The sequence below is a fragment of the Nonomuraea sp. NPDC003804 genome, from assembly GCF_040610675.1.
In the GTDB taxonomy this organism is placed as follows: Bacteria; Actinomycetota; Actinomycetes; order Streptosporangiales; family Streptosporangiaceae; genus Nonomuraea.
This window is the reverse complement of record NZ_JBEXMT010000027.1, coordinates 95,382-118,721: the sequence shown is the minus strand read 5'-3', so window position 1 is coordinate 118,721 and position 23,340 is coordinate 95,382. Positions and strand designations below refer to the sequence as shown.

The 23,340-nt window shown below is 73.0% G+C and carries 24 protein-coding genes; 11 read left to right on the top strand and 13 right to left on the bottom strand.

The features are described 5' to 3' along the window. Positions 1-3: 3 nt before the first annotated feature. Positions 4-846 carry an NAD(P)-binding domain-containing protein gene (locus ABZX22_RS32135; protein ID WP_354916269.1) on the top strand — a complete coding sequence of 281 codons (843 nt, stop codon included), beginning with the start codon at positions 4-6 and terminating at the stop codon, positions 844-846. Positions 847-883: 37 nt separating this feature from the next. On the opposite strand, the gene ABZX22_RS32130 is transcribed toward ABZX22_RS32135, so the two are convergent. Then, positions 884-2,512 (bottom strand): hydantoinase B/oxoprolinase family protein, encoded by a 1,629-nt coding sequence (locus ABZX22_RS32130; RefSeq protein ID WP_354916266.1) that lies wholly within the window; start codon positions 2,510-2,512, stop codon positions 884-886. After that, positions 2,509-4,530, bottom strand: coding sequence for a hydantoinase/oxoprolinase family protein (locus ABZX22_RS32125; RefSeq protein ID WP_354916263.1), 2,022 nt, complete (start codon positions 4,528-4,530; stop codon positions 2,509-2,511). The genes ABZX22_RS32130 and ABZX22_RS32125 overlap by 4 nt, the downstream gene beginning before the upstream one ends. A 167-nt stretch (positions 4,531-4,697) precedes the next feature. On the opposite strand from ABZX22_RS32125, the gene ABZX22_RS32120 reads away from it, so the two are divergent. The 3 genes from ABZX22_RS32120 (at position 4,698) to ABZX22_RS32110 (ending at position 7,056) form a co-directional block, all read left to right on the top strand. Continuing rightward, entirely contained in the window at positions 4,698-5,612 is a 915-nt protein-coding gene (locus tag ABZX22_RS32120) for an RNA polymerase sigma-70 factor (protein WP_354916260.1), read from the top strand. Positions 5,613-5,870: 258 nt separating this feature from the next. After that, entirely contained in the window at positions 5,871-6,626 is a 756-nt protein-coding gene (locus ABZX22_RS32115) for an SDR family oxidoreductase (RefSeq protein ID WP_354916257.1), read from the top strand. A 19-nt stretch (positions 6,627-6,645) separates the two neighbouring features. Continuing rightward, the gene (locus tag ABZX22_RS32110) at positions 6,646-7,056 is read left to right on the top strand and encodes a cupin domain-containing protein (protein ID WP_354916255.1); all 411 of its coding nucleotides are present in this window, start codon (positions 6,646-6,648) and stop codon (positions 7,054-7,056) included. Positions 7,057-7,271: 215 nt separating this feature from the next. Here ABZX22_RS32110 and ABZX22_RS32105 read toward each other — a convergent pair whose 3' ends face one another. Continuing rightward, a complete protein-coding gene (locus ABZX22_RS32105) occupies positions 7,272-8,216 on the bottom strand; it encodes a LysR substrate-binding domain-containing protein (protein WP_354916343.1) in 945 nt (314 codons plus the stop codon). Between the two features lie 81 nt (positions 8,217-8,297). Here ABZX22_RS32105 and ABZX22_RS32100 point away from each other — a divergent pair, with 81 nt between their 5' ends. Next, entirely contained in the window at positions 8,298-9,194 is an 897-nt protein-coding gene (locus ABZX22_RS32100) for an NAD-dependent epimerase/dehydratase family protein (protein WP_354916252.1), read from the top strand. After that, positions 9,179-10,036, top strand: coding sequence for an aldo/keto reductase (locus tag ABZX22_RS32095; protein WP_354916249.1), 858 nt, complete (start codon positions 9,179-9,181; stop codon positions 10,034-10,036). Before ABZX22_RS32100 ends, ABZX22_RS32095 begins: the two co-directional genes overlap by 16 nt. On the opposite strand, the gene ABZX22_RS32090 is transcribed toward ABZX22_RS32095, so the two are convergent. Beyond that, a complete protein-coding gene (locus ABZX22_RS32090) occupies positions 10,029-10,436 on the bottom strand; it encodes a VOC family protein (protein ID WP_354916246.1) in 408 nt (135 codons plus the stop codon). The two genes, ABZX22_RS32095 and ABZX22_RS32090, sit on opposite strands and share 8 nt — an antisense overlap. An 80-nt stretch (positions 10,437-10,516) precedes the next feature. Between ABZX22_RS32090 and ABZX22_RS32085 the strand changes: the two genes are divergently transcribed. After that, positions 10,517-11,107, top strand: coding sequence for a helix-turn-helix domain-containing protein (locus ABZX22_RS32085; protein WP_354916243.1), 591 nt, complete (start codon positions 10,517-10,519; stop codon positions 11,105-11,107). Between the two features lie 492 nt (positions 11,108-11,599). Beyond that, the gene (locus tag ABZX22_RS32080) at positions 11,600-12,508 is read left to right on the top strand and encodes an arginase family protein (RefSeq protein ID WP_354916240.1); all 909 of its coding nucleotides are present in this window, start codon (positions 11,600-11,602) and stop codon (positions 12,506-12,508) included. 261 nt (positions 12,509-12,769) lie between these two features. Here the strand turns inward: ABZX22_RS32080 and ABZX22_RS32075 are convergent, their stop codons facing one another. Next, a complete protein-coding gene (locus ABZX22_RS32075; protein WP_354916237.1) occupies positions 12,770-13,885 on the bottom strand; it encodes an epoxide hydrolase family protein in 1,116 nt (371 codons plus the stop codon). Between the two features lie 96 nt (positions 13,886-13,981). On the opposite strand from ABZX22_RS32075, the gene ABZX22_RS32070 reads away from it, so the two are divergent. Further along, on the top strand, positions 13,982-15,274 hold the full coding sequence (locus ABZX22_RS32070) for a hypothetical protein (RefSeq protein ID WP_354916234.1): 1,293 nt from the start codon (positions 13,982-13,984) through the stop codon (positions 15,272-15,274). A gap of 239 nt (positions 15,275-15,513) precedes the next feature. On the opposite strand, the gene ABZX22_RS32065 is transcribed toward ABZX22_RS32070, so the two are convergent. The 7 genes from ABZX22_RS32065 to ABZX22_RS32035 all read right to left on the bottom strand — a co-directional run bounded on the left by ABZX22_RS32065 (position 15,514) and on the right by ABZX22_RS32035 (position 20,853). Beyond that, the gene (locus tag ABZX22_RS32065) at positions 15,514-16,761 is read right to left on the bottom strand and encodes a serine hydrolase domain-containing protein (RefSeq protein ID WP_354916232.1); all 1,248 of its coding nucleotides are present in this window, start codon (positions 16,759-16,761) and stop codon (positions 15,514-15,516) included. 211 nt (positions 16,762-16,972) lie between these two features. Continuing rightward, on the bottom strand, positions 16,973-17,350 hold the full coding sequence (crcB, locus tag ABZX22_RS32060; protein ID WP_354916229.1) for a fluoride efflux transporter CrcB: 378 nt from the start codon (positions 17,348-17,350) through the stop codon (positions 16,973-16,975). Next, complete coding sequence (locus ABZX22_RS32055; protein ID WP_354916226.1) at positions 17,347-17,691, bottom strand: DUF190 domain-containing protein; 345 nt, start codon at positions 17,689-17,691, stop codon at positions 17,347-17,349. The genes crcB and ABZX22_RS32055 overlap by 4 nt, the downstream gene beginning before the upstream one ends. Then, entirely contained in the window at positions 17,688-18,173 is a 486-nt protein-coding gene (locus ABZX22_RS32050) for a CrcB family protein (RefSeq protein ID WP_354916223.1), read from the bottom strand. The genes ABZX22_RS32055 and ABZX22_RS32050 overlap by 4 nt, the downstream gene beginning before the upstream one ends. Positions 18,174-18,332: 159 nt before the next feature. Beyond that, a complete protein-coding gene (locus ABZX22_RS32045; protein ID WP_354916220.1) occupies positions 18,333-19,532 on the bottom strand; it encodes an RNA polymerase sigma factor in 1,200 nt (399 codons plus the stop codon). After that, complete coding sequence (locus ABZX22_RS32040; protein WP_354916217.1) at positions 19,529-19,867, bottom strand: YciI family protein; 339 nt, start codon at positions 19,865-19,867, stop codon at positions 19,529-19,531. The genes ABZX22_RS32045 and ABZX22_RS32040 overlap by 4 nt, the downstream gene beginning before the upstream one ends. A gap of 38 nt (positions 19,868-19,905) precedes the next feature. Beyond that, entirely contained in the window at positions 19,906-20,853 is a 948-nt protein-coding gene (locus tag ABZX22_RS32035; RefSeq protein ID WP_354916214.1) for a helix-turn-helix domain-containing protein, read from the bottom strand. A gap of 72 nt (positions 20,854-20,925) precedes the next feature. Between ABZX22_RS32035 and ABZX22_RS32030 the strand changes: the two genes are divergently transcribed. Both ABZX22_RS32030 and ABZX22_RS32025 read left to right on the top strand, forming a co-directional pair. Beyond that, positions 20,926-21,249 (top strand): cupin domain-containing protein, encoded by a 324-nt coding sequence (locus ABZX22_RS32030; protein WP_354916211.1) that lies wholly within the window; start codon positions 20,926-20,928, stop codon positions 21,247-21,249. 143 nt (positions 21,250-21,392) lie between these two features. Beyond that, on the top strand, positions 21,393-22,013 hold the full coding sequence (locus ABZX22_RS32025; protein ID WP_354916208.1) for a YigZ family protein: 621 nt from the start codon (positions 21,393-21,395) through the stop codon (positions 22,011-22,013). A gap of 5 nt (positions 22,014-22,018) precedes the next feature. On the opposite strand, the gene ABZX22_RS32020 is transcribed toward ABZX22_RS32025, so the two are convergent. Next, positions 22,019-23,236, bottom strand: a complete 1,218-nt coding sequence (locus ABZX22_RS32020) for an isochorismate synthase (RefSeq protein WP_354916205.1) — start codon at positions 23,234-23,236, stop codon at positions 22,019-22,021. Positions 23,237-23,340 lie beyond the last annotated feature (104 nt).

Sequence of the window (23,340 nt, the reverse complement as noted above, 5' to 3'; positions counted from 1 at the left end):
GGCATGACTTCGGTAACGGTGATCGGGCTCGGCCTGATGGGGAAGGCGCTCGCGGGCGCCTTCGTGCGTGCGGGGCATCGCACGACGGTGTGGAACCGTACGGCGGGCAGGAACGTGGACGGCGCGGAACACGCGACCGACGTCGCGGCGGCGGTCGCGGCGGCTCCCCTCGTGGTGGTGTGCGTGGTGAACAACGACGCGGTGCTCCAGGTACTGGAAGAGGCCGGGTCGCTGGCGGGCAGGGTGCTGGTGAACCTGACCAACGGCACCCCCGCCCAGGCGCGCGAGGTGGCGGCGAGGGTGGCCGAGCTGGGCGGCCGCTACGTCGACGGCGGCATCATGGCGGTGCCGCAGATGATCGCCGGGCCCGGCGCGCTGGTTCTTTACAGCGGCTCGGCGGAAGCCTTCCACGAGCACGCGGCGACGCTGGAGGCGCTGGCGCAGGCGCGGTTCATGGGCACCGACCCGGGCCTGGCCGCGCTGTACGACCTGGCGCTGCTCAGCGGGATGTACGGCATGTTCGGCGGGGTCTTCCACGCGTTCGCCATGGTGCGGGCGGCCGGCGAGGACGTGCGCGGGTTCGCGCCGATGCTGGGCGCGTGGCTGTCGGCCATGATGGAGGGCATGCCCGAGCAGGCAGAGCAGATCGTCTCCGGCGACTACGCCACCGACGTGTCGGCGCTGGCGATGAACCAGCTGGCCATGCCCAACTTCGTCGAGGCGGCCAAGGAGCTGGGCCTGCGCCCCGACGTGCTGCTGCCGATCCAGCGGCTGATCGACAGGGCGGTCGAGGCGGGGCACGGCGCTGACAGCCTCACCCGGCTGGTGGAGATGATCAAGGAGTAGGGGTGGCGGCCCCGCCACGCGGCGGGGCCGCCCTTCGCTAGCGCGTCACCATGCCCTGGGCGACGTCGTCGGCGGCGGCCTCGGGGTCGCGCAGCTCGGCGGGGCCGTACCCGCCGCCGCCGCCCGACTCGCAGCGCAGGACGTCGCCCGCCCGCACCGGCAGGGCGTTGACCTTGAGCATCTCGCGCTGCCGCGGGGTGCCGGGGTTGAGCGTGACGCGGGGCGGCGCGCCTGCCGTACCGCCGGCCAGGCCCCAGGCGGGGGTGACGGAGCGCTCGAACCACAGCGACAGAGAGGTGTCGCCGATGAACTCGTACTCGCGGACGACGCCGTTGCCGCCGCGCCACTGTCCCAGCCCGCCGGTGTCGGGACGGACCTCGTAGCGGATGACGCGGACGGGGAAGAGCGTCTCGAGCACCTCGATCGGCATGTCGCGCAGCGCGCCGTTCACGTTGTTGATCAGGCACGTCTCGCCGTCGCCGCCCTCCCACGCGCCCCAGCCGCCGACGGTGGCCTCCTGGGAGACGTACAGCTTGCCGGTGCGCGGGTCGGTGCCGGTGAACTGGACGATGAGCGAGTCGCCGTAGGAGGCGGCGGCCGCCCGGTCGGGCACGACCGGGGCCAGCGCCTTGACGACCAGGTCGATGAGCAGGCCGAGGTGGGAGTAGTAGTACTGGCAGGCCGCAGGTGACTGGGCGGCCAGCATGGAGCCGGGCCTGGTGACGACGTCGAGTGGGCGGAAGGAGCCGCCGTTGAGCGGCACGTCGGCGCTGACGAGGAGCTTGTAGGCGACCCTGACGGCGGCGACGGCCTGGGCCGCCCCGCAGTTGACCGGGCCGGTCGCCTGGTCGGCGCAGTCGGTGAGGTCGACGTGGACGCGCTCGCCCTCGACGGTGACGGTGACGTTGACCGGCAGCGGGGTGTCCAGGTCGATGCCGTCGTTGTCGAGGAAGCCGCCCGCGGTGTAGGTGCCGTCGGGGATGGCGGCGATGGCCTGCCGCTCGAGGCGCTCGGTCTGGGCGAAGATCTCGTCGCGGGCCGCCATGACCGTCTCGATGCCCCAGCGCCCGACGATCTCGGCCAGGCGGCGCTGCCCGGTCATCGCGCAGGCGACCTGGGCGCGCATGTCGCCCAGCGTGGCGTGCGGGAAGCGCACGTTGCGGGCGATGACCTCGTGCAGGTCGCGGCACGGCCGGCCGTTGTCGTAGATCTTCGTCGGGCCCATGCGCAGGCCCTCCTGGAAGATCGAGGTGGAGTCCATGGAGCCGCCGGGGTCCTTGGAACCCATGTCGAGCCAGTGCGCCCTGGAGGCCGCGAACCCGGCCAGCTCCCCGTCGACGAAGATCGGGCCGTAGACGGTGACGTCGTTGAGGTGGGTGCCGCCGATGTAGGAGTCGTTGAGCACCCAGACGTCGCCCTCCTTCCAGACGTCCCTGCCGAGCAGGCGCTCCGTCTCGCGCGTGCAGACCTCCAGGTTGCCGAGGAAGATCGGCAGGCCGCTCGACTGGCCGAGGACGTCGTGGTCGCGGTCGAGCAGCGCGACGGCGCAGTCCTTGGCCTCGTAGATGACCGGCGTGTAGGAGGAGCGGATGAGCGTGGTGTTCATGTCCTCCGCCGCCTGCAGGAGCGCGCAGCGGATGATCTCTGTGGTCACGGGGTCGATCATGAGGTCACCTTGATGATCAGGAATCCGTTGGCGTCCACGGCGGCCAGGCAGCCGGGCGGGATGACGGTGGTCGCGGTCTCCTCCACCACGATGGCGGGGCCCTCGATCTCGCCGTCCAGAGCGCTCCTGCGCAGCACGGGCGTGCGGTGCACCCGGCCGTCGAAGATCACATCCCGTACGGCGGGCGGGTGCGTCTCGCCGGCCGGCGGCGCCGTCGCCGTCCTGGGGAAGGTGCCGAAGCCGGTGCTGCGCAGCATGACGAACTCGACCGGCGCCTCGGGGGTGGCGTGGCCGTACCTGCTGACGTGGGCCTCGGCGTAGCGCTCGGCGACGGCCCGCAGGAAGCCGGGCGCGGCGGGCTCGGCGGCGTCGCGCAGCGGGATGGTGAGGGTGTAGTCCTGGCCCTCGTAGCGCATGTCGACCGCGTGCTCGACCCGCCGCCGCCCGGACGGCACGCCCTGGCCGTCGAGGGCGGCCAGCGCGTCGCGTTCCAGGTCGGCCAGCCGGGCGGCCATGTCGCCGCCGTCGAGGTCGTCCTGCGGGCGGAAGTACGGGTGCGTCAGGTCGCGCCGCACGTCGGCCTCCAGCATCCCCCACGCGGAGAAGGCGCCGGGGAAGCGCGGCACGACGACCTCGCCGATGCCGAGCTCGCGCGCGATGAAGACGGCGTGCATGGCGCCCGCGCCGCCGAAGGCCACCAGCGCGAACTCGCGCGGCTCCACCCCGTGCTCGACCGTGAGGGTGCGGATGGCCTGGGCCATCTTGGCGTTGGCCACGTCGCAGATGCCCTCGGCCAGCTGCAGCGGATCCATGTCGAGCGTCTCGGCGAGCGTGGCGACGGCCGTCCCCGCCGCCTCGACGTCCAGCCGCATCAGGCCGCCGGCGAACCAGGCCGGGTCGACGCGGCCCAGCACCACGTTGGCGTCGGTCACCGTCGGCTGCGTGCCGCCCCTGCCGTAGCAGGCCGGCCCCGGTACGGCTCCCGCCGACTGCGGTCCGACGCGCAGCGCGCCCGCCTCCGTGGAGGCGATCGAGCCGCCGCCCGCGCCGATGGTGTGCAGGTTCACGATCGGCATCAGGACAGGGAAGCCCTCGATCCTGGCCTCGGCGCTGACGTCGGGGCGCCCGTTGACGACGAGGGAGACGTCGAAGGAGGTGCCGCCCATGTCGACGCAGATGGCATTGTCGCGGCCGAGCAGTCGGGCCGCGGCCACCCCGCCCATGGTGCCGCCGACGGGCCCCGACAGCAGGGTCTGCAGCGGTCGTCTCATCGCGTATCCGGCGTTGACCAGGCCGCCCGACGACTGCATCACGTGCACCGGCACGGCCAGCCCGCGCTCGGCGAAGCGCTGCTCGATCCGCGACAGGTAGCGGCGCACGACCGGCCCCGTGTAGGCCTCCAGGACCGCTGAGGAGGTGCGCTCGTACTCCCGCCACTCCCTGGCCACCTCGTGGCTGAGCACGACCAGCACCTCGTCGCCGAGTTCCTGCCGGAGGATCTCGCCCGCCCTGATCTCGTGCGCCGGGTTCACGTAGGAGAACAGCAGCGTGACGGCGATCGCGTCGAACCCCTCCGCCTTCGCGCGGTGGGCGGCCCGCCGTACGGCCTGCTCGTCGAGCGGCTGCAGTTCCTCGCCGCGCCAGTCGAGCCGGCCGGCCGCCTCCATGACGTCGCCGCGGGGGACCAGCGGGGCCGGTTTGCGGTAGCGCAGCTCGAACATGCGGTCGCGGTTGCCGCGGGCGATCTGGTAGACGTCGCGCGCGCCCTCGCCGGTCAGCAGCAGCACCCTGGCGCCCTTGCGTTCGAGGAGTGCGTTGAGACCCTGCGTGGTGCCGTGCACGAAGAAGGAGATGAGGGACGGATCGTCGACCACCCGGCCGAGCGCGGCGAAGACGCCCTCGGCCAGGTCTCCGGGGGTGGTCGGCGCCTTCGAGGCCAGCACGGCACCGCTCTGCTCGTCGTAGCAGACCACGTCGGTGAAGGTGCCGCCGATGTCCATGGCGACGCGATATGTCATGGTGGCACCGTATGCGGTGGCGGGCCGCCGCGGGTGTGCGAGGCGCACGGCCACGGCCCCGCACCCGTGCGTCCCGCACCCCGTTCCTCGCAGGCGCGCCGCCGGCGAACCGTCCTGGGTGCTCGACGGAGAGGCGGCAGGTGGCGGTCCAGGATGGGGGAGCGGCGATGGCGGACGGCGAAGCGGCTGACGCATGGGATCTCGAACAGGCCGCGGCGGTCTTCGACAGTGTGCGGCCACGGCTGTTCGGGATCGCGTACCGGATGCTGTCCAGCGTCACCGAAGCCGAGGATCTCGTGCAGGACGTCTGGCTGCGCTGGCAGAGCTACGACCGTGCCACGGTCGGCCATCCCGCCGCGTTCCTGGCCACGACGACCACGCGGCTGGCCATCAACGCCGCCCGGTCCGCACGCGTCCGCCGCGAAACTTACCTCGGCCCATGGCTGCCCGAGCCGGTCGACACCGGCGCGGACCCGCACCTCGGCGCGGAGCGAGGCGAGGCGCTGGAGCTCGCGGTCCTGCTGCTCCTGGAGCGGCTGTCTCCCACCGAACGCGCCGCGTACGTTCTGCGGGAGGCGTTCGACTACCCCTACCGGCAGATAGCCGAGATCGTCCAGCTCAACGAGGCGGCCGTCCGCCAACTGGTCAGCAGGGCCCGCAAGCGGGTGGTGGTCGAGCGTCGCACGCCCGTGACCACGGGCGAGCAGCGCAGGCTGCTGAAGGCCTTCGTCGCCGCCGCCCGCTCCGGCGACCTGACCGCGTTGGAAGAGCTCTTCGCCGCGGACGTGACCAGCTACTCCGACGGCGGCGGCGCCGTACGCGCCTCCCGTTTCCCCGTGGTGGGCGCGTCTCGGGTGGCCAAGTACGTCAGGGCGTTCGCGGGTCACTTCTGGACAGGGGTCGACGTGACGTGGGCGAGCACGAACGGGCAGACCTCCGCCCTGCTGAGCCGCGACGGCCAGGTGTTCGCCGTCCTGACGGTGACCGCCTCGGCCCAGGGCATCGAGCAGGTGTTGTGGATGATGAACCCGGCCAAGATCACCGCTGTGTCCGCCACGTCTGAGCAAGGTTCCCACCTGTAGCCCCAGGATTCCGCCTCCTCGACGACAGGTCAGGAGGCGGACCCGCACGGAGACCGGCCCGCCCACGAACCCGCACCGGGTGGGGCCGCGCCGACCTGGTCCGTGACGAACGCGCAGGTCAGCGGGTGCGTGCAGAGAAGAGATCTTGACCGATACCGATTGAACAGCGCGGTAGCGGTCACAAACCCTGGGGGCTGTCCTGTCGTGACCGGGGCTACCGGGGGCGACCGAGCGCCCCGGCGGCGGGGAAGGTTCGTTATGAAGATCGTGGTAATCGGCGGGACCGGGCTGATCGGCTCGAAGCTCGTGACGAAGCTGGCAGAGCACGGGCACGAGGCGGTGGCCGCCGCGCCGGACACCGGAGTCGACACCCTCACCGGCGAAGGGCTGGCCGAGGTGCTGACCGGCGCCTCCACGGTGGTCGACGTGTCGAACTCGCCGTCGTTCGAGAGGGCCGCGGTGCTGGAGTTCTTCGAGACCTCCACTGGCAACCTGCTCGCGGCGGAGGCGGCGGCGGGCGTGGGTCACCACGTCGCGTTGTCGGTCGTGGGCACCGAGCGGATGCCCGACAACGGCTACTTCGCGGCGAAGATCGCCCAGGAGAGGCTGATCGAGAACTCCCCGATCCCGTTCTCGCTCGTGCACGCGACGCAGTTCTTCGAGTTCGTCCGCAGCATCGCCGACGAGGCCACGGTCGATCGCAAGGTGCACGTGGCGCCGGTGCGCTTCCAGCCCATCGCGGGTGACGACGTCGCCCAGGCGGTCGGCCGGGTCGCGGTGGGGTCGCCGCTGAACGGCAGGGTGGAGGTGGCCGGGCCCGAGCAGTTCCGGATGGACGAGTTCTTCCGCGAGGCCCTGGTCGCCTGGGGCGACTCGCGCGAGGTGGTCACCGACCCGCAGGCGCGCTACTTCGGCAGCGTGCCGGGCGAGCGGACGCTGGTGCCAGGGGAGGGCGCCACCCTCGGTCAGACCAGATACCGCGACTGGCTCGACCGGACCGCCACCGGAAAGTAGATCAGCGAAAGGCTCTTCCATGTCCATATCGAGATCAACCGCGTGGCAGACGGCGCTCACCGTGCTGCAGGAGGCCCAGCCGCCGTTCATCCCCGAGGGGGCGAACGTGATGACCGTGATCGTCGAGTACCCGCCCGGCGACCCGGGGGCGCCGCCGCACCGGCATCCCGGCCCCGCGTTCGGCTACGTCCTGGACGGCGAGATGCTGCTGGAACTGGAAGGCGAGCCGGAGCGGGTCGTCCGCGCCGGCGAGGCGTTCTGGGAGCCGGGCGGAGACGTCATCCACTACCAGGACGGCAACAACCGCGCCGACATCCCGCTCCGCTTCATCGTCGCCATGCTGTGCGAGCCCGGCAAGCCCATGCTCGTCCTGGTCGACGACGAGGAACTCGAGCAGCGCAAGGACCGCCGCGCCCCTCGCCCGTCCTGAGCCCGGTCCCATGGCCGGCCTCCGCGCCGGCCTGGTGACGCTGGCCGCGCGCATGCGGCGGCACGGACGCCTGCCGGCCACCGCCGGCCCGGAGGCCGTCGGCGCGACGCTTCTGCGCATCGTGCCCGGCTTCCTCGTCCAGTTCCTGCTCCTGGGGGACGTCGACGCGCGGACACTCCAGGCCGGCCCCGACCTCACGGCGGTCAGGTGGCGGGTCAGACTGAAGCCCGGGGGCGTGGCGCCGCGGCGGGGCCCGCGGGCACCGAGGTCGCGGCGGGCGGCCGGCGTAGCAGCTCGACCAGGAGGTCGACGTACGGCTGCGCCGCCCCCCGGTCACGCCGCGAGGTGGCGAGGCCGATGAAACGGGACGGGCTGGGCGCCTCCAGCGGGATCGCCACCAGCTCGGGCGAGGGCAGCAGCGCGATCTCGGGGATCAGGGCCACGCCGACCCCGGCGGTGACCAGCGACTGGGCGAAGAAGTAGTCGGTGGCGCTGCACGAGACGCGCAGCTCGAAGCCGGCCAGCTCGCTGTAGTGCCGCAGCAGGTCCACGGTCTTCAGGCAGCCCAGCACCCAGCGCTCGCCCGACAGCTCGGCCAGGTGCACGGCCGCGCGTCCGGCCAGGCGGTGGGCGCGGGGCAGGACCACGCGGAACGGATCGGGCCGCAGCGGCGTCCAGTCCATGCCCGAACGGTCGCCCGGCCTGGCCGGGGGCGGCCCGTCGAAGTGGTAGGCCAGGGCCAGATCGGCGCGGCCCTGGCGGACGAGCGGGAGGCTGTCCTCCGGCTCGCGCTCGAGGATCGTCAGCTCGACGCCGGGATGGTCGGCGGCCAGCCGGGCCAGCGCGGGCGGCAGCAGGGGACGGCCGCCGCTGGCGAAGGAGGCGATCGTGAGCTGGGCACGGCCCGCCGCCAGCCGGTCGATGCGCTGCTGGGCGTCGCTCAGCTCGGCGGCGATGGCCTCGGCCGCCGCCACCAGCAGGCGGCCCGGCTCGGTGAGGGTGACGCCGCGGGTGCTGCGCTCGACCACCTGGGTGCCGAGCGTGCGTTCGAGCGCGGCGATCTGCTGGGAGACCGCCGAGGGCGTCAGGCGCAGCGCGGTCGCGGCGCGGTTGAAGCTGCCGTGGCCCGCCACCTCGCGCAGGATCCCGAGCCGGTGCACGTCGATCAACAGCTCTCCTTATGACTGGTTAAGCAAGTCGCCACTACCGGTGATGACTATAGGGCGGGCACGCTGGCTCGCATGAACGAGTTGTGCGTCATCGGCGGCAGCCGGTACTTCGGCAGGCGGCTGGTCGAGAGCCTCCACGCCCAGGGAGTGGCCGTCACCGTGGTCAACAGGGGGTCGGCGCCCGCGCCCGAGGGCGTGACGCACCTGGTGGCCGACAGGGACGACGAGGCGGCGCTGCGCCGCGCGCTGGCGGGCCGGAGCTTCGCGGCCGTCATCGACCAGATCTGCTACACGCCGGCCCAGGCGGAGATCGCCGCGCGAGTCTTCGCCGGCCGTACGGCGCGCTACGTGATGACCTCCACCATCGAGGTCTACGCGGGCCTCGACGGCGCGCCGTTCGCCGAGGACGCGGTCGACCTCGCCGAGCAGGGGCCACCCGCCACCGGGTACGGCCCCGCCAAGCGCCAGGCCGAGGCGGTGCTGGCCGCGCAGCCGGACTTCGCCTTCGTCAGCGTGCGCAGCGGCCACGTGCTCGGCGGCGCCGACTTCACCGGCCGCCTGGAGCACTACGTCAGGCGGATCCGCGCCGGCCTGCCGGTGACCGTGCACGAGAACCCCGGCGCCTCGTCGTTCGTCCACGAGGCCGAGATCGCCCGTTTCCTGGCATGGGCCGCGGGCGCCGACTTCACCGGCCCCGTCAACGCCGCCTCGCACGGCGAGCTGGACGTGTGGGAGCTGTGCGCGGCGATCGGCACGGCCACCTCCGCCGCCCCCGCCTTCACCAGAGTCGCCGGCGCCGCGGCCGGGGAGGTCTCGCCGTACTCCTTCGAGCGGGCCTTCACCATGGACACCGGCCGCGCCGCCCGCCTGGGGTTCGCCTTCTCCCAGGTGGCCGACTGGCTGCCGGGCGTCATAGAGCGGGCCGTCAGGACGAGCGTCGAGGAGGGTGCGGCATGCGCCGGCGGCTGATCGGGGACTTCGAGGTCGGCGCCGTCGGCATGGGCGCGATGCCGCTGTCCGTCGAGGGCCGTCCGGACGAGGAACGTGCGATCGCCACCGTCCACGCGGCCCTGGACGCCGGCGTCACGCTCTTCGACACCGCCGACTCCTACCACTGGCACGCCGGCGAGGCCGGCCACAACGAGCGCCTGCTGGCCCGCGCCACCCGCGGCCGGGACGTGCTCATCGCCACCAAGGGCGGGCGCGGCCGGCCCGGCGACGGCTCGTGGACGGTCAACGGCGATCCCCGCCATCTCAAGCGGGCCTGCGAGGCGTCGCTCCACCGGCTCGGCGTCGAGGCCATCGGGCTCTACCAGCTGCACAAGCCGGATCCCCGGGTGCCCTTCGCCGAGTCCGTCGGCGCCCTGTGCGACCTGCTCGACGAGGGCAAGATCAGGGCGGCCGGGCTGTCGAACGTCGACGCCGGCCAGATCCTGCTGGCCCGCCGCGAGCTCGGCGAGCACCTGGTCTCCGTCCAGAACAGGTTCTCGCCCGCCGTCCTGGACGGCGATGCCGAGCTGCGGCTCTGCGCCGAGCTCGGCATCGCCTTCCTGCCGTGGAGCCCGCTGGGCGGCATCGCGCGCAGCGCGCTCGACGAGGCGGACCCGGTCGGCGAGACCCCGTTCCACACCGTGGCGAAGGAGCGCGGGGTCAGCCCGCAACGGGTGTGCCTGGCCTGGCACCTGTCCCTGTCGCCGGTGGTGATCCCGATCCCCGGTGCCAGCCGCCCCTCGTCCGTCCGCGACTCGGCGCAGGCGGCCGAGCTGGAGCTGAGCGCCGCCGAGCTGGCCCTGCTGCCACGGCTCAGCTGACGTACTGGCCGGCGTACTCGCCCACCGGCGGGATGGGGGTGATGACGTCGATGAGCACGCCGTTGGGGTCGGCGACGATGAAGTGCCGCTGCCCGAAGTCCTCGGAGCGCAGCTCCAGCTCGGGCCGGAGACCGCCCTGGACCACGAGCCGCTCCCACTCGGCGTCGACGTCGTCGACCTCGACGTTGAGCAGCAGGCCCCGTGCCGCCACGCCCCGGAAGCCGGCCGGGACGGTCGGGTGGGCCGGGTCGAGCAGCGCCAGCTCGTGGTTGTCGCGGCGCAGGCTCACGTACCAGTCCGCCTCGAAGGTGAGCTCGAAGCCGAACAGGCGGGTGTAGAAGTCGCGCGACTCCTGCACCCGGGTGGTGCAGATGACCGGGTAGAAACTGCTGACCTTCATGCCGGATCCCTTTCACATACCGTCGGTATGTCGAGGTACGGTAGTTCGCATACCGTTGGTATGTCAAAGGGGTCGAGGCCGTGACGACGCGGAGCCAGAGGGCGGCACAGCGCGAGCAGACCAGGCGGACGCTGCTGCGCGAGAGCCGGAGACTGTTCGCGGCCCACGGCTACGCCGCCGTCGGCCTGGCGGAGATCGTCCGCGCGGCGGGCGTCACCAAGGGCGCGCTGTACCACCATTTCGACAGCAAGGCCGAGCTGTTCCGCGCGGTGCTCGAACAGGTGCAGCAGGAGGTGGGCGAACGGGTGGCCGCCACCGCCGACGCCCAGGACGACCCGTGGGCGCAGCTCGTGGCCGGATGCCACGCCTTCCTGGCCGCCAGCGCCGACCCCGACGTGCAGCAGATCATGCTCATCGACGGGCCCGCCGTCCTCGGCTGGGCCGAGTGGCGGACGCTGGACGAGGCCACTTCCGCCCGCCACCTGGCCGAGGCGCTGACCACGCTGATGGCCGCAGGCACGATCGTCGAGCAGCCGGTGGCGCCGCTGACCAGGCTGCTGTCCGGGGCGATGAACGAGGCCGCGCTGTGGCTGGCCGCCTCGGCGGACCCGGGCGATCTCGCCGCCACCCAGGCCGCGCTGTCCAGGCTCCTGGAATCGCTGCGCGCATGACCCCTGCGGCCGGGCTCGCGCGACCCGGCCCCGGAGCACCGGCATGCCCGCGGGCTGGTTCCCTGCGGTCTTACCAGGGCGCGGATGGCCGCTCCGGCCCGCCCGCAGGCCGGCTCGGCACTCTCCGGGCCAGATGCCAGTTCCGGCGCGCCCGCCCACCGGACGCCCTGCGCCTACCGTCTGACCGACGGCCACCGGTAGCCCGATGTCCACCGGCCCAACGGTCACCCTGTGCTCGACGTCCACCTGGTGCTCGACCCGGTCACGGTGACCGTCCACCGTGTGCTCGAACGTCACCCTGTGCTCGACGGTCACCTGTGCTCGAGGTCCGCCTTGTGCCCGAGGGCGGCACCGTGTGCTCGGTGTCCACCGATAACAGGGCGGTCGGCCCGGGAGCAGACAGACGGTCGGGGTGGGATCGGGCGGCTGGGGGAGAGGGTGGGCAGGCCGGGGTAGGGGATGGGCGGGAGATGGGCCCGGTGGGGAGGCGGAATGGCACGCCCGGAGCGTCCGGTGATCATCCAGGTGCGGACCAATCTGGGCCTGGTCCCCGGTGTCGAGCGGCTCGGCGGCGCGCTGCTCGACGCCGGCCTGGCCGAGGCGCTCGGCGCCCGTCGCGGGCCGGTGGTGGAGGCGCCGCCGTACTCGTGGGAGCGCATCCATCCCAGTCGGCTGCTCAACGCCGAGGCGATCGCCGACGTGGCGCTGCGCCAGGCAGGCGTCGTGGCGGACGTGCTGGACGCGGGGGCGTTCCCCATAATGCTCGGCGGGGACGACAGCGTCATCTTCGGCAGCCTGCTCGCGCTCGGCCGCACGGGATCCCACGGGCTGGTCTTCCTCGACGCGCACACCGACTTCTACCCGCCCGAGCACTCGCCCACGGGTGAGGCGTCGGACTCCGAGTTGTACCTGGCGTTCGGCCCCGGCGCCGACCTCCTCCCGAGGATGGACGGCGCGCCGCCCCTCGTCCGTAGCCGAGCCGCGGCGCTGATCGGCCACCGCGACCCGGACGAGCAGCGGGACACCGGCGCCGCGCTGCGCGCCACCGACGCCCTCGTCGTCTCCCTCGCCCGGACGCGCGACCTCGGCGCGGAGGAGACGGCCAGGCAGGCGCTCGCCCATCTGGACGGCGCAGGCGTCGAGCGGTTCCTGCTCCACGTCGACGCCGACGTGCTGGACGACGCGCTGATGCCGGCGGTCGACTACCGCCTGCCCGGCGGGCTCACCAGGCGGGAGTTCGCCGTGCTGGCCGGGACGCTGCTGGCCGACCCGCGCGCCGCCGCGCTCGACGTGACGATCTACAACCCTGCCCTCGACCCCGACGGCAGCGCGGCGCGCGATCTCACCGCCTGCCTGCTCGACGCCTTCACGCACGCCACCACGCTGACCGGCCGCGCATGAGCACCCCGTCACACCAGACGGAGTGAGAGCGCCGCGGGCTTCCTCCACCCCGTCGATCATCCCGGACGACGCCGGATCGTGGCCACCGACGCCGAGCCGGCGCAGGCTGCGGCGGCTCGACGGCGGCTCTCCACCATGGCCCCGCTCGACGGCGGTGACAGGCTCATCTGTGCTTGCTTGGTCAGCGCGCGGCACCGTCCAGCGCGGCTGCCCGGGGTGCGCCGCGGCGGCGGTGTGAGCGGTCCCGGACCGCTGCGGCCGTCAGCGGCCCTGGAAGAAGGCGCGGACGTCCTCGACGTAGCGGTCCGGCTGCTCCATGGCGGCGAACGTGCCGCCCCGCTCGTGCTCGACCCAGCTCACCACGTTGTTGTCCCGCTCGGCGAAGCGGCGGATCGGCCGGAGGATGTCCTTGGGGAACACCGAGATGCCTGTCGGGACGGTGGCCGGCTTCAGCTCCCACTCCACGGAGGTGTCCTCCGAGGTGTCCGGCGTCTCCACGAACGAGCGCGCGGCCGAGCCCGCCGTGTTCGTCAGCCAGTACAGCATGACGGTCGTCAGCAGCCGGTCGCGCGGGATGCCGCCGTCGCTCCACTCGTGGAAGACGCTCGCGAACCAGGCCAGCAGGGCGACGGGGGAGTCGGCCATGCCGTAGGCGAAGGTCTGCGGGCGCGCCGACTGGATCAGCTTGTAGGCGTACTGCTCGCTCATGTACCTCTGGCGGAAGTCCATCCGCTCCTGCTCGACCTCGGTGAGGTCGTCGAGCTCGCCCGGCAGGCCCAGCGGGAAGCAGATGAGGCCGTTGCCGTGCATGCCCACGACGCGTTCGGGGGCCAGGACGCCGACCTCGCGGGAGATCCAGCTGCCCCAGTCGCCGCCCTGCACGCCGAACCGCTCGTGGCCGAGCCTGGTCATCAGCTCCAGCCACGCCTTGGCGATGCGGGTGGAGCCCCAGCCGATCTCCGTGGTCTGTCCGGACAGGCCGTAGCCGGGCAGCGAGGGGATCACCAGCGTGAAGTCGGCCGACAGGCGCTCGATCACATCCAGGTACTCCACCGGCGAGCTGGGCCAGCCGTGCGTGATGAGCAGCGGCAGCGCGTCAGGGGCGGCGGACTGGACGTGGAGGAAGTGGATGGTCTGGCCGTCGATCTCGGTGGTGAACTGCGGGTGGGCGTTCAGTTCTGCCTCGGCGGCGCGCCAGGAGTAGCCGGTGCGCCAGTGGTCGACGAGGCCGCGCAGGTGGTCGAGGGGCACGCCGTACTGCCAGCCGAGCCCGGGGACCTCGTCGGGCCAGCGGACCCTGTCGAGCCGCTCGCACAGGTCGTCCAGATCGGCCTGGGCGATCTCGAGGCGGAAGGGCCGGATGTCGTTGTCTCGCAAGACGTTCTCCTCCAGTGTTCGGTACGGCGTACCGTACGTCATACGGTTCAAGTGGTCAAGTAGCATTTCGGTCTTTGATGGGAAACAGGGGGAAGAGTGCGAACTGTCGTCTATGTCCACGGGCACGACGCGCGGCCCACCGGCGGCCTGGCCGGACGCGTGGTGGAGGTGCACGCCGCCGCGCCTGCCGACGTGGCCGCCGCCTACCGGGCGCTGCTCGGCGAGGGCACGCCCGCCTCGAGGATCGTCCTGGCGGGGGAGGAGGCCGGTGCGACCGTCGCGCTGGAGGCGCTGCCGCTGCTCGGAACGCCTCCGGCGGGCGTGATTCTGCTGTCGCCGCCGCCGGTGTCCGCGCCGCCGTACGGCATGCCACCCCTGCTGGTCCTCGTGGCCGCCGCCGACCAGGCCGCGGCGACGGCCGAGACGGTGCGGAACGCGGGCGGCAGCGTCCGCGTGGACGTCCACCACGACCGCGCCGCCCTGCTCGCCGCGGCGGCCGCGTGGATCGACGATCCGGTCAGGGAGTTCGCCGTGCGGGGCGCGGGCCCCTACGCGATCACCGCGGGACCCGACGGCGCGCTCTGGTACACGCTCGTCGGCGAGGGCGCCGTCGGCCGCAGAGGGGCGGACGGTTCACTCACGACCCATCCGGTCGGTGCCGGCCCCACCGTGATCACCCCAGGCCCGGACGGCGCGCTGTGGTTCACCGAGTACCAGGGACACGCGATCGGCCGGATCACCGTCGACGGCCACGCCCGCTCCTTCGCGCTGCCCACCGGGCAGGCGGGGCCGTTCGGGATCGCGCAGGGGCCCGACGGCGCGCTGTGGTTCACCGGCACCAACGCCGGCCTGGTCGGGCGGATCACGACCGACGGCACGGTCACCGAGTACCCGCTGCCGGTGGCCGGGGCCTTCCCCTCGGCGATCACCGCGGGGCCTGACGGCGCGATGTGGTTCGCGATGAACCAGGCCAACGCCGTCGGCCGCGTCACGATGGACGGGGGCATCACCGTCCACGAGCTGCCCACAGCAGCGGCGGCGCCCGTCGGCATCACCCGGGGAGGCGACGGGGCGCTGTGGTTCGTCGAGATCGGCGCCGGGCAGATCGGCAGGATCACCGTCGACGGCGACATCGCCGAGTTCCCGCTGCCGGACCGGGCGGCCCGCCCCCACGCGATCACGCTGGGCCCCGACGGCGCCTGCTGGTTCACCGAGTGGGGCGGCAACCGCGTCGGCCGCATCACCGCCGCGGGCCGCATCACCACCTACGACCTGCCGACGCCCGCCTCCGAGCCGCACGGCATCGCCGCGGGACCCGACGGCTTCCTGTGGGCGGCACTGGAGACCGGCCACCTGGCCAGGATCGAGCCGCCCGCCGACCCGTCCTGAACGGGTCCCGGTAGCGACGGAGCAGCATCCCGCGAACCTCGTACCGACCGTCCGCGGCCGGCCCGTCGTGGAGACCGCTGGTCTACGCCGCCGCCAGGTCGGAGGTTCCGGCCTGGACCTGGCGACGTGCACTGACGGCGTCCACTGAGGGCGCGCGCTCCTCGGCGGCACCGGGCCGCCGAGGAGCGGCTGCGGCCGATGTCCGCGTGGCTTCCGCCGCCGGCCGCGTCCACGCGACGCTAGAAGTAGCGGGAGCTGAGGTCCGTGGTCGGCCAGCTGGTCACCTTGCCGATTTCGGCGTTGATCCGCGGGCTGAGCACGTCGAAGTCGAGTGACCCGCTCTCCTCGCCCCTGTTGAACAGGGCGGCGTAGGTGAAGCCGTTCTGCAGCCGGGCGAGGTAGGTGTAGGTGCCGGGCAGCGATCCGTTGTGCCAGGTGTTGAGGTGACCGGGCACCTCGCGCACCCACCACCCGGCGCCGTACCAGGCCCCGTCAGGGGTGGGGCCGGTCTCCGGCTTGGCGAGCATCCTGTTGATGGAGGTCGCGTTCAGCACCGCTCCAGGCGCGTCGAGCACCTTCGCGAACCGCACCAGGTCGACCGCCGAGGCCAGCCATCCGCCGCCGGGCCCGCGGTTGGTCATGCTGAACCCGCCGTACGGCCGCGGCACCACCGCGCCTGACGCGTCCACGACGGTCGTGGCGGTGGCATCGGACTCGTAGATCACCTCGCCGGGCGCGGCCTCTGATCGGAGGGTACGGCCGAGCCGGAGGCGGGTGATGCCGACGGGCCCAAGGATCCGCTGCCTGACGTAGGACTCGTAGCTCATCCCCGAGGCCTTCTCGATGATCCGCCCGAGCAGCATGTAGCCGTAGTTGCTGTAGCCGTACCTCGTGCCGGGCGCGAAGTCGAGCGGACGGCTGTTGGCGTACCGGATGATGTGGTCCTGGGTGATCGGCAGCGGCACGCCGAGCGCCTTGGAGATGGGATGGTCCATGTAGAGGTAGTCGCCGGAGATTTCGCGGTCCCAGCCTCCGGTGTGCTGCAGCAGCCGCCACACCGTCACCTGCGCCAGCCGGGCGTCGGTCTCGGTCGGCAGACCCAGCAGGGTGGCGACCGACGCCGTCAGGCTGAGCTTGCCGTCCTGCGCCAGCCGCATGATCGCCGTGGCGGTGATGTGCTTGCTCAGGCTGGCGATGCGGAACAGCGAGGTGGGCGTCACCGCGGGAAGGGATCTGCCGTCGTCGGAGTAGCGGTAGCCCCTGGCGAGCACGAGCTTGCCGTTCTTGGAGATGGCCAGCTGGGCGCAGGAAATGCCGCGTTCGACGATATAGGTCTTCAGCACCCTGTCGAACCCGGCGAGCGCGGCGGGCGCGATCCCCGAGGTCTCCACGGTCGCGGCGAGGGCCGCGCGGGGAGCAATGCCGCCCAATGCGATGGCCGGCACCGTCGCGGCGCCGGCCTGGAGGAATCTCCGCCTGCTCAGCATCCCCATGTCCGCCTTTCGGCTGCTGTCCCGGATGCGTGAAGTGTGAAATTGTGCATGGTCATATATCTAGTGGATCAACCATGGCGGTTGCTGGCATATGACGGGATTTGTGGAATCACATGGACCGGGCGGCTCGCACCTGCGGGGTGCGAGTCAGCCGGGAGTACCAGCGCGCAGCCGGCGAAGGCGGTGCCGGACGACAGCCGGTCATTCATGTGCCGAAGACCGCCTGGGCGATCGTGAGGCCGACGAACAGCGCGCCCAGACCGGCCACCACCGAGGCGAGGATGTTGGCGGCGGCCAGCAGGCCCGCGCCGGACTCGGCCAGGCGCAGCGTCTCCCACGAGAACGTCGAGTACGTGGTCAGCGCCCCGCAGAAGCCGGTGCCCACCAGCAGTTGCACGTCGTGACCCGCAGCCCCCGCCAGCACCGCCCCGGTCAGCACCCCGAGGAACAGGGAGCCGGTCACGTTGACGGCGAAGGTCCCCCAGGGGAAGACGGTGTCGTGGCGGGCCTGCACGGCCCGGTCGGTCAGATACCGCAGCGGCGCGCCGACCGCGCCGCCGAGCAGGACCAGCAGCCAGTTCATGCCGTCGCCTGCCGGCCGCGGTAGTGCACGACCTCGACCTCCTCCAGGACGGCCAGGCCCTCGATGCGTAGTTCGTCCAGCTGGGGGAGGAAGGCGCGGATCTTCTCTTCGGCGTCGACGATGACGACGGCCACCGGCAGGTCGTCGGCCATCGACAGCAGCCGGGTGGTGTGCACGACGTTGCCGGCGCCGAAGCCCTCCATGCCGCGGAAGACCGACGCCCCGGCCAGCCCGGCGGCGTGGGCCCGGTGCACGATCTCGGTGTACAGCGGGCGGTGGTGCCAGGTGTCGGTGTCGTCGACGAGAACCGTCAGCCGCAGCGCCCGTCCGGACAGGGTCATCGCGTGCCGCCTTCCGTCTTCGGCCGCAGCAGCCGGCGGGTGGTCCAGGCGCCGGCCGTCACCGCGGCCATGGCCACGACGACCGTCGCCGCGAGGTAGCCGAGGGCCGGTCCGGCCCGGCCGCCGCTCACCAGCCGTTCGATGTCGGCGCAGTAGGTGGAGAAGGTGGTGAAGCCGCCCAGCACGCCGGTGGCGAAGAACGGCCGCACCCATGCCGGCGCCGTCCACGCCTCGGTCACCGCCACCAGCAGGACCCCGATCAGCAGGCAGCCCGAGGCGTTGACACCCAGCGTGGTCCACGGGAAGGAGACGGCCGGGGTCGGCCATAGCAGCGCGGCACCGTAGCGGGCGCCCGCGCCGGCCGCGCCACCGGCGGCGATCACCGCCACCACGCGGTACTGCGCGCGGCGCGCCTGCCGGCGCCGGCGGGCATCGACGAGGTCGACATCGCGGTCGACATCGCGGTCGACGGGATCGGTCACTGCCGCGAACCTCACCTGATCAGGACGCATGCCTGTCCATGCGCGTGGCGTACCCGCGGGATGCGGGACGAGCTGTCACGGCCGGGGCCGGCCTGGCACGCCCCCGCACCCCTTCAGCCTAGCGTGAGGCCACGCCCCGGCCCTGCGCCCGGCCGGGGGCTAGGAGAGCTCCGACAGGCGTTTGCGCAGGTAGCGGCGATCGGCCTGCTCGTCCGCCAGTTCGATCGCCCGCCGGTAGGCCTCGGCCGCCTCGGTCCGGCGGCCGAGGCGGCGCAGCAGGTCGGCGCGGGTGGCGGGGAGCAGGTGGTAGCCGTCCAGGCCGGCCAGCGTGTCGACCCGGTCGAGCCCGGCCTGCGGTCCCGCCACCATCGCGAGGGCCACCGCCCTGTTGAGCTCGACCACGGGGGAGGGCAGCATGCGCGCCAGCGTGCCGTACAGCAGGAGGATCTGCCGCCAGTCGGTGTCGTCCGCGCGGGCGGCGGTCGCGTGGCAGGCCGCGATGGCGGCCTGCACCTGGTAGGGCCCGGGACGGCCGCGCGCCAGGTTCGCGTCGAGGACGGCGAGGCCCTCGTCGATCTGGGCGCGGTCCCACCGGGCGCGGTCCTGGCGGTCGAGGGTGACGAGCACGCCCTCGTCGTCGAGCCTGGCCGCCCGCCTGGCATCGTGCAGGAGCATCAACGCCAGCAGCCCGCCGGCCTCCGGCTCGTCGGGCATCAGGCCGGCCGCGAGCCTGGCCAGCCTGATGGCCTCGCCGCACAGGCCGTGCGCGCTGTAGCCCTGGTTGAACAGCAGGTACAGGACGCCCAGGACGGCCTCGAGCCGTTCGGGCAGCAGCTCGGGCGGCGGCACGGCGAACGGGATCGCCGCCTCGCGGATCCTGCGCTTGGCCCTGACCAGCCGCTGGGACATCGTGGACTCGGGCACCAGGAAGGCGCGGGCGATCTCGCCGGTGCCGAGCCCCGCCAGGCTGCGCAGGGTGAGCGCGACCTGCGCCTCGAAGGGCAGCGCGGGATGGCAGCAGGTGAACATCAGCCGCAGCCGGTCGTCGGGGAAGCCGTCGACCTCCGGCTGCGGTCCCGGCGGGTGCGCGGCCAGCTCGCGGAGCTTGGCGGCCCCGGCCGCCTGCCTGCGCAGCCGGTCGGTGGCCCGGTTGCGGGCGGTCACCGTCAGCCACGCGCCCGGCCGGTCGGGGACGCCCTCGCGCGGCCAGCGCTCCATGGCCGTGGCGAAGGCGTCCTGGGCGCACTCCTCGGCCAGGTCCCAGTCGCCGGTGACGCGGATGAGGGTGGCCACGACCTGACCCCATTCGGCGCGGAAGACGCCCTCGATCAGCGCCTGCCGGTCCGGTGGCCCGGTCATGGCTCCCAGACGGGCCTGATCTCGATCTGGCCGTAGCCGGCCGACGGATGCCTGGCGGCGATCTCGACGGCCTCCTCCAGGTCGGCGCACTCGATGAGGACGAATCCGCCGATCTGCTCCTTGGTCTCCGCGAACGGCCCGTCCGACCGCAGCACCCGGCCCTCGCGCACGCGCACGGTGGTGGCCTCCGAGCTGGGCCGCAGCCCCGCCCCGCCGCGCACCACGCCGCGCGCCTCCATCTCCTCGCTCCAGCCGCCGCAACCCGCCTGGATCTGGGCGTCGACCACCTCGCGCGGCACCGAGGCGTCGGAAGCGATCATGAGCACGTACTTCACGCCGTCGAGCTTACTGCCGGGGCCGGTCGCCGCCGCGGCTACCAGCGGAAGGACCGGCGGTAGGCGGCGGGCGTGGTCCGCAGGGCGTCGTGGAAGCGCCTGCGCAGGTTGGCCGCCGACGACAGCCCGACCCTGGCCGCGATGGTCTCGACCGGAAGATCGGTCTCCTCCAGCAGCGCCTGCGCCGCCGCCACCCGCCGGCCGAGCAGCCACCGGCCTGGGCTGGCGCCGAGCTGCTCGGCGAACCTCCTGGCCAGCGTGCGTGGCGAGATCCCCGCCCTGGCCGCGAGGTCCTCCACGGTCAAGGGCTCGTGCAGCCGCTCGGCGGCCCAGTCCAGGACGGGCGCCAGCGAGTCGGCGATCTTCGCGGTGACCGGCGTGGCGGCGTACTGCAGCTGCCCGCCCTCCCGGTGCGGCGGCATGATCATGTGCCTGGCCACCTGCGCGGCGTAGGCCGCCCCGTGGTCGGCGCGGACCAGTTGCAGGCACAGGTCGATGCCCGCCGCGGTGCCCGCGCTGGTGGCGACGTCGCCCAGGTCGGCGTACAGGATGTCCGGGTCCACCTGGACCAGCGGGAAGCGGGCGGCGAGCTCGGCGGCCATGCGCCAGTGGGTGGTGGCCCTGCGGTGGTCGAGCAGCCCGGCCTGCGCCAGCAGGAAGGCGCCCGAGCAGATCGAGACGATGCGCGCCCCGCGCCCGTGCGCCCGGACGAGGGCGTCGACGACGGCCGCGGAGGCCCGCTCGCCGGGCCGCTGCCAGCCGGGCACGACGACCGTGTCCGCGGTGTCGAGCGCGGGCAGGCCGTCCCGCACGTGCATGTCGTAGCCGGCCAGCGTCGGCACCGGCCCCGGACGCTCGGCGCAGACGCCGAAGTCGTAGTGGACCGGCAGCCCCGGCCGGCGCACGCCGAACACCTCGGCCGCGCAGGCCAGCTCGAACGTGGACTGCGGCGGCAGGACGAGCGCGACGACCCGGTGAACGCCCATGGCAGGAAAGTATCTCAAGATGTCAATCCAGACACTGTGCCGGGGGAGCGGCGGCCGAGCAGGATGGCCGGCATGAATCACCAGAACAACGACATGAACGTGCTGCACGTTGACGAGGTGGAGGCCGTCGAGGTGGTCCCGGGCATCGTCAGGCGGCGGCTGACGGCGACGGACCGGGCGCGCGGCTGGATGTACGACTTCGCCCCCGGCGCCGAGTGGCCCGAGGTCGACCGGCACGACGGGGAGGAGCGCTACTACGTGGTGTCGGGCGAGTTCATCGACAACGGCCACCGTCTCGGCCCGGGCAGCTACGTGGTCTTCGGTCCGGGCAGCACCCACCGGCCGCGCACCGAGACCGGCGCCCGCATGCTCGGCATCAGTCTCCCGCCTGCCTGACCCTCCGGCAGGTCGTCACCGCCTGTCCGGGTCACCGCCGGCCCGGGACACCGCCCGGGCGGGCGCCCGTCACCGGCTTCGCGCGCGGGGGCGGCGACGGCGCGGTACATTGATCTACTTTGTAAAGGCGGTAGCCTGGCCAGGTGACCCCTTACCTCACCCTGAAAGCCCCCGCCGAGCACGAGACCGAGGTCAAGAGGTCCCGCTTCATCTGCGCGATCGCCCCCGCCGAGAGCGTCGAGGCGGCCACAGCGTTCATTGCCGAGCGGCGCAGGCTGCACCCCGGTGCCACCCACAACTGCACCGCCTACGTCATCGGTCAGCGCCTGCAGAAGGGCGACGACGACGGCGAGCCGGGTGGCACCGCCGGCACGCCGATGGTGCAGGCGCTGGTGGGCCGCGGCTTCAACGACGTGGTCGCGGTCGTGACACGTTACTTCGGCGGCGTGCTGCTCGGCGCGGGCGGCCTGGTCAGGGCATACGGCTCGGCCGTGACCGAGACCCTCGACCGGGTGGAGCCGGTCCGCATGGTGCCCGCCAGGCTGGTGCGGGTCTCGGTCGGGCACGAGCTGGCCGGCCGGGTGGAGAACGCCCTTCGCGCGTCGGCCTATCCGGTGCGCGAAGCCGGCTACGGGGCCGAGGCGTCCTTCGCGGTGGCGGTGGGGCAGGACCAGGTGGACGTCTTCACCGCCTGGGTGGCCACGCTGACGGCGGGCAGGGCGGCGGTGGCCGTGGAGGCGGAGGTCCACCTCCCCGAGGCGTGACGGGCTCAGCCCTCCAGCGCGTACTGCATGACGCGGAACTTGGTCTGCGCCTCGGCCAGCTCGCAGGCCGGGTCGGAGTCGCCCATGATGCCGCAGCCGGCGAACAGCCGGGCGCGGCGGCCCTTGACGATGCCCGAGCGCAGCGCGATGCCCCACTCGCCGTCGCCGTGGGCGTCGATCCAGCCGACGGGGCCGGCGTAGCCTGCCCGGTCCATGCCTTCGAGCTCGCGGATGAGCCGGATGGCGGTGTCGGTGGGGGTGCCGCCGACGGCGGCGGTGGGGTGCATGGCGGCGACGACGTCGAGGACGGAGGCGCCGTCGGCGAGGGTGCCGGTGACGTGGCTGGCCAGGTGCTGCAGGTTGGGCAGGACGAGGAGCTCGGGCTCGTCGGGCACGCTGAGCCTGGCCGCCAGCGGGGTGAGCGCCTCGCGGACGGAGGCGATGGCGCACTCGTGCTCGTGGCGGTCCTTGGTGGAGGCGAACAGGGCCGCGCCGCGGGCGATGTCGTCGGCGGGGTTGGTGCCGCGTGCGGTGGTGCCGGCCAGCACGAGGGATTCGATCTGCTGGCCCGTGCGGCGGATGAGCAACTCAGGGGTGGCGCCGACGAGCCCGGCGACCGAGAAGGTGTAGCACTCGGGATAGCGCTCGGCCAGGCGGGTGAGCAGGAGGCGGGTGTCGATGGGGCGCTGCGCGGTGGCGGTGAGGTCGCGGGCGAGCACGACCTTCTCGAGCTCGCCTTCGCGGATGCGCCGGGAGGCGCGGGCGACGATGCCTTCCCATGCGGGGGCGGTGAGGCTGCCGTCGCCGTAGCTGATGCGCCCGGGATCGGTGATGGGGGCCGGCGGTCCGGCGGGGGCGGGATCGCCGATGGTGGTCATCCAGGTCTGCCCGTCGCGGCGGGTCAGGACGGTCCTGGGGATGACGAGGGTGGAGCCGGGTGAGTTCTCGTCGAAGGTGAAGGTGCCGAAGGCGACGGGCCCGATGCCGTCGTGGGTGTGGGCGTCGGCGAAGGCGGAGGAGAGCCACTGGCGGGCCCAGGCGAAGCGGCCGGGGCCCGAGGGCACGGTGACCTTGGCGGCTTCGCCCCATCCGGCGAGGCCCTCGCCGTGCCGGATCCACGCGTAGGGAGCGGTGGAGGGCAGGCTGGCGAGCAGGTTGCCGGGGTCCCCGATCGGGACGGTACGAACCGGCAGAGGGCGGGTTGTTCCGAGCGCGACACTCACTCAAGACATGCTATGCCGGAACTGAACGTGTTCGATTCAGGCCCCCCGCCAAGCCCTACCTTAGGGGAAAATCCGGACACCAGGTGGTATAGGGCTCAACCCGG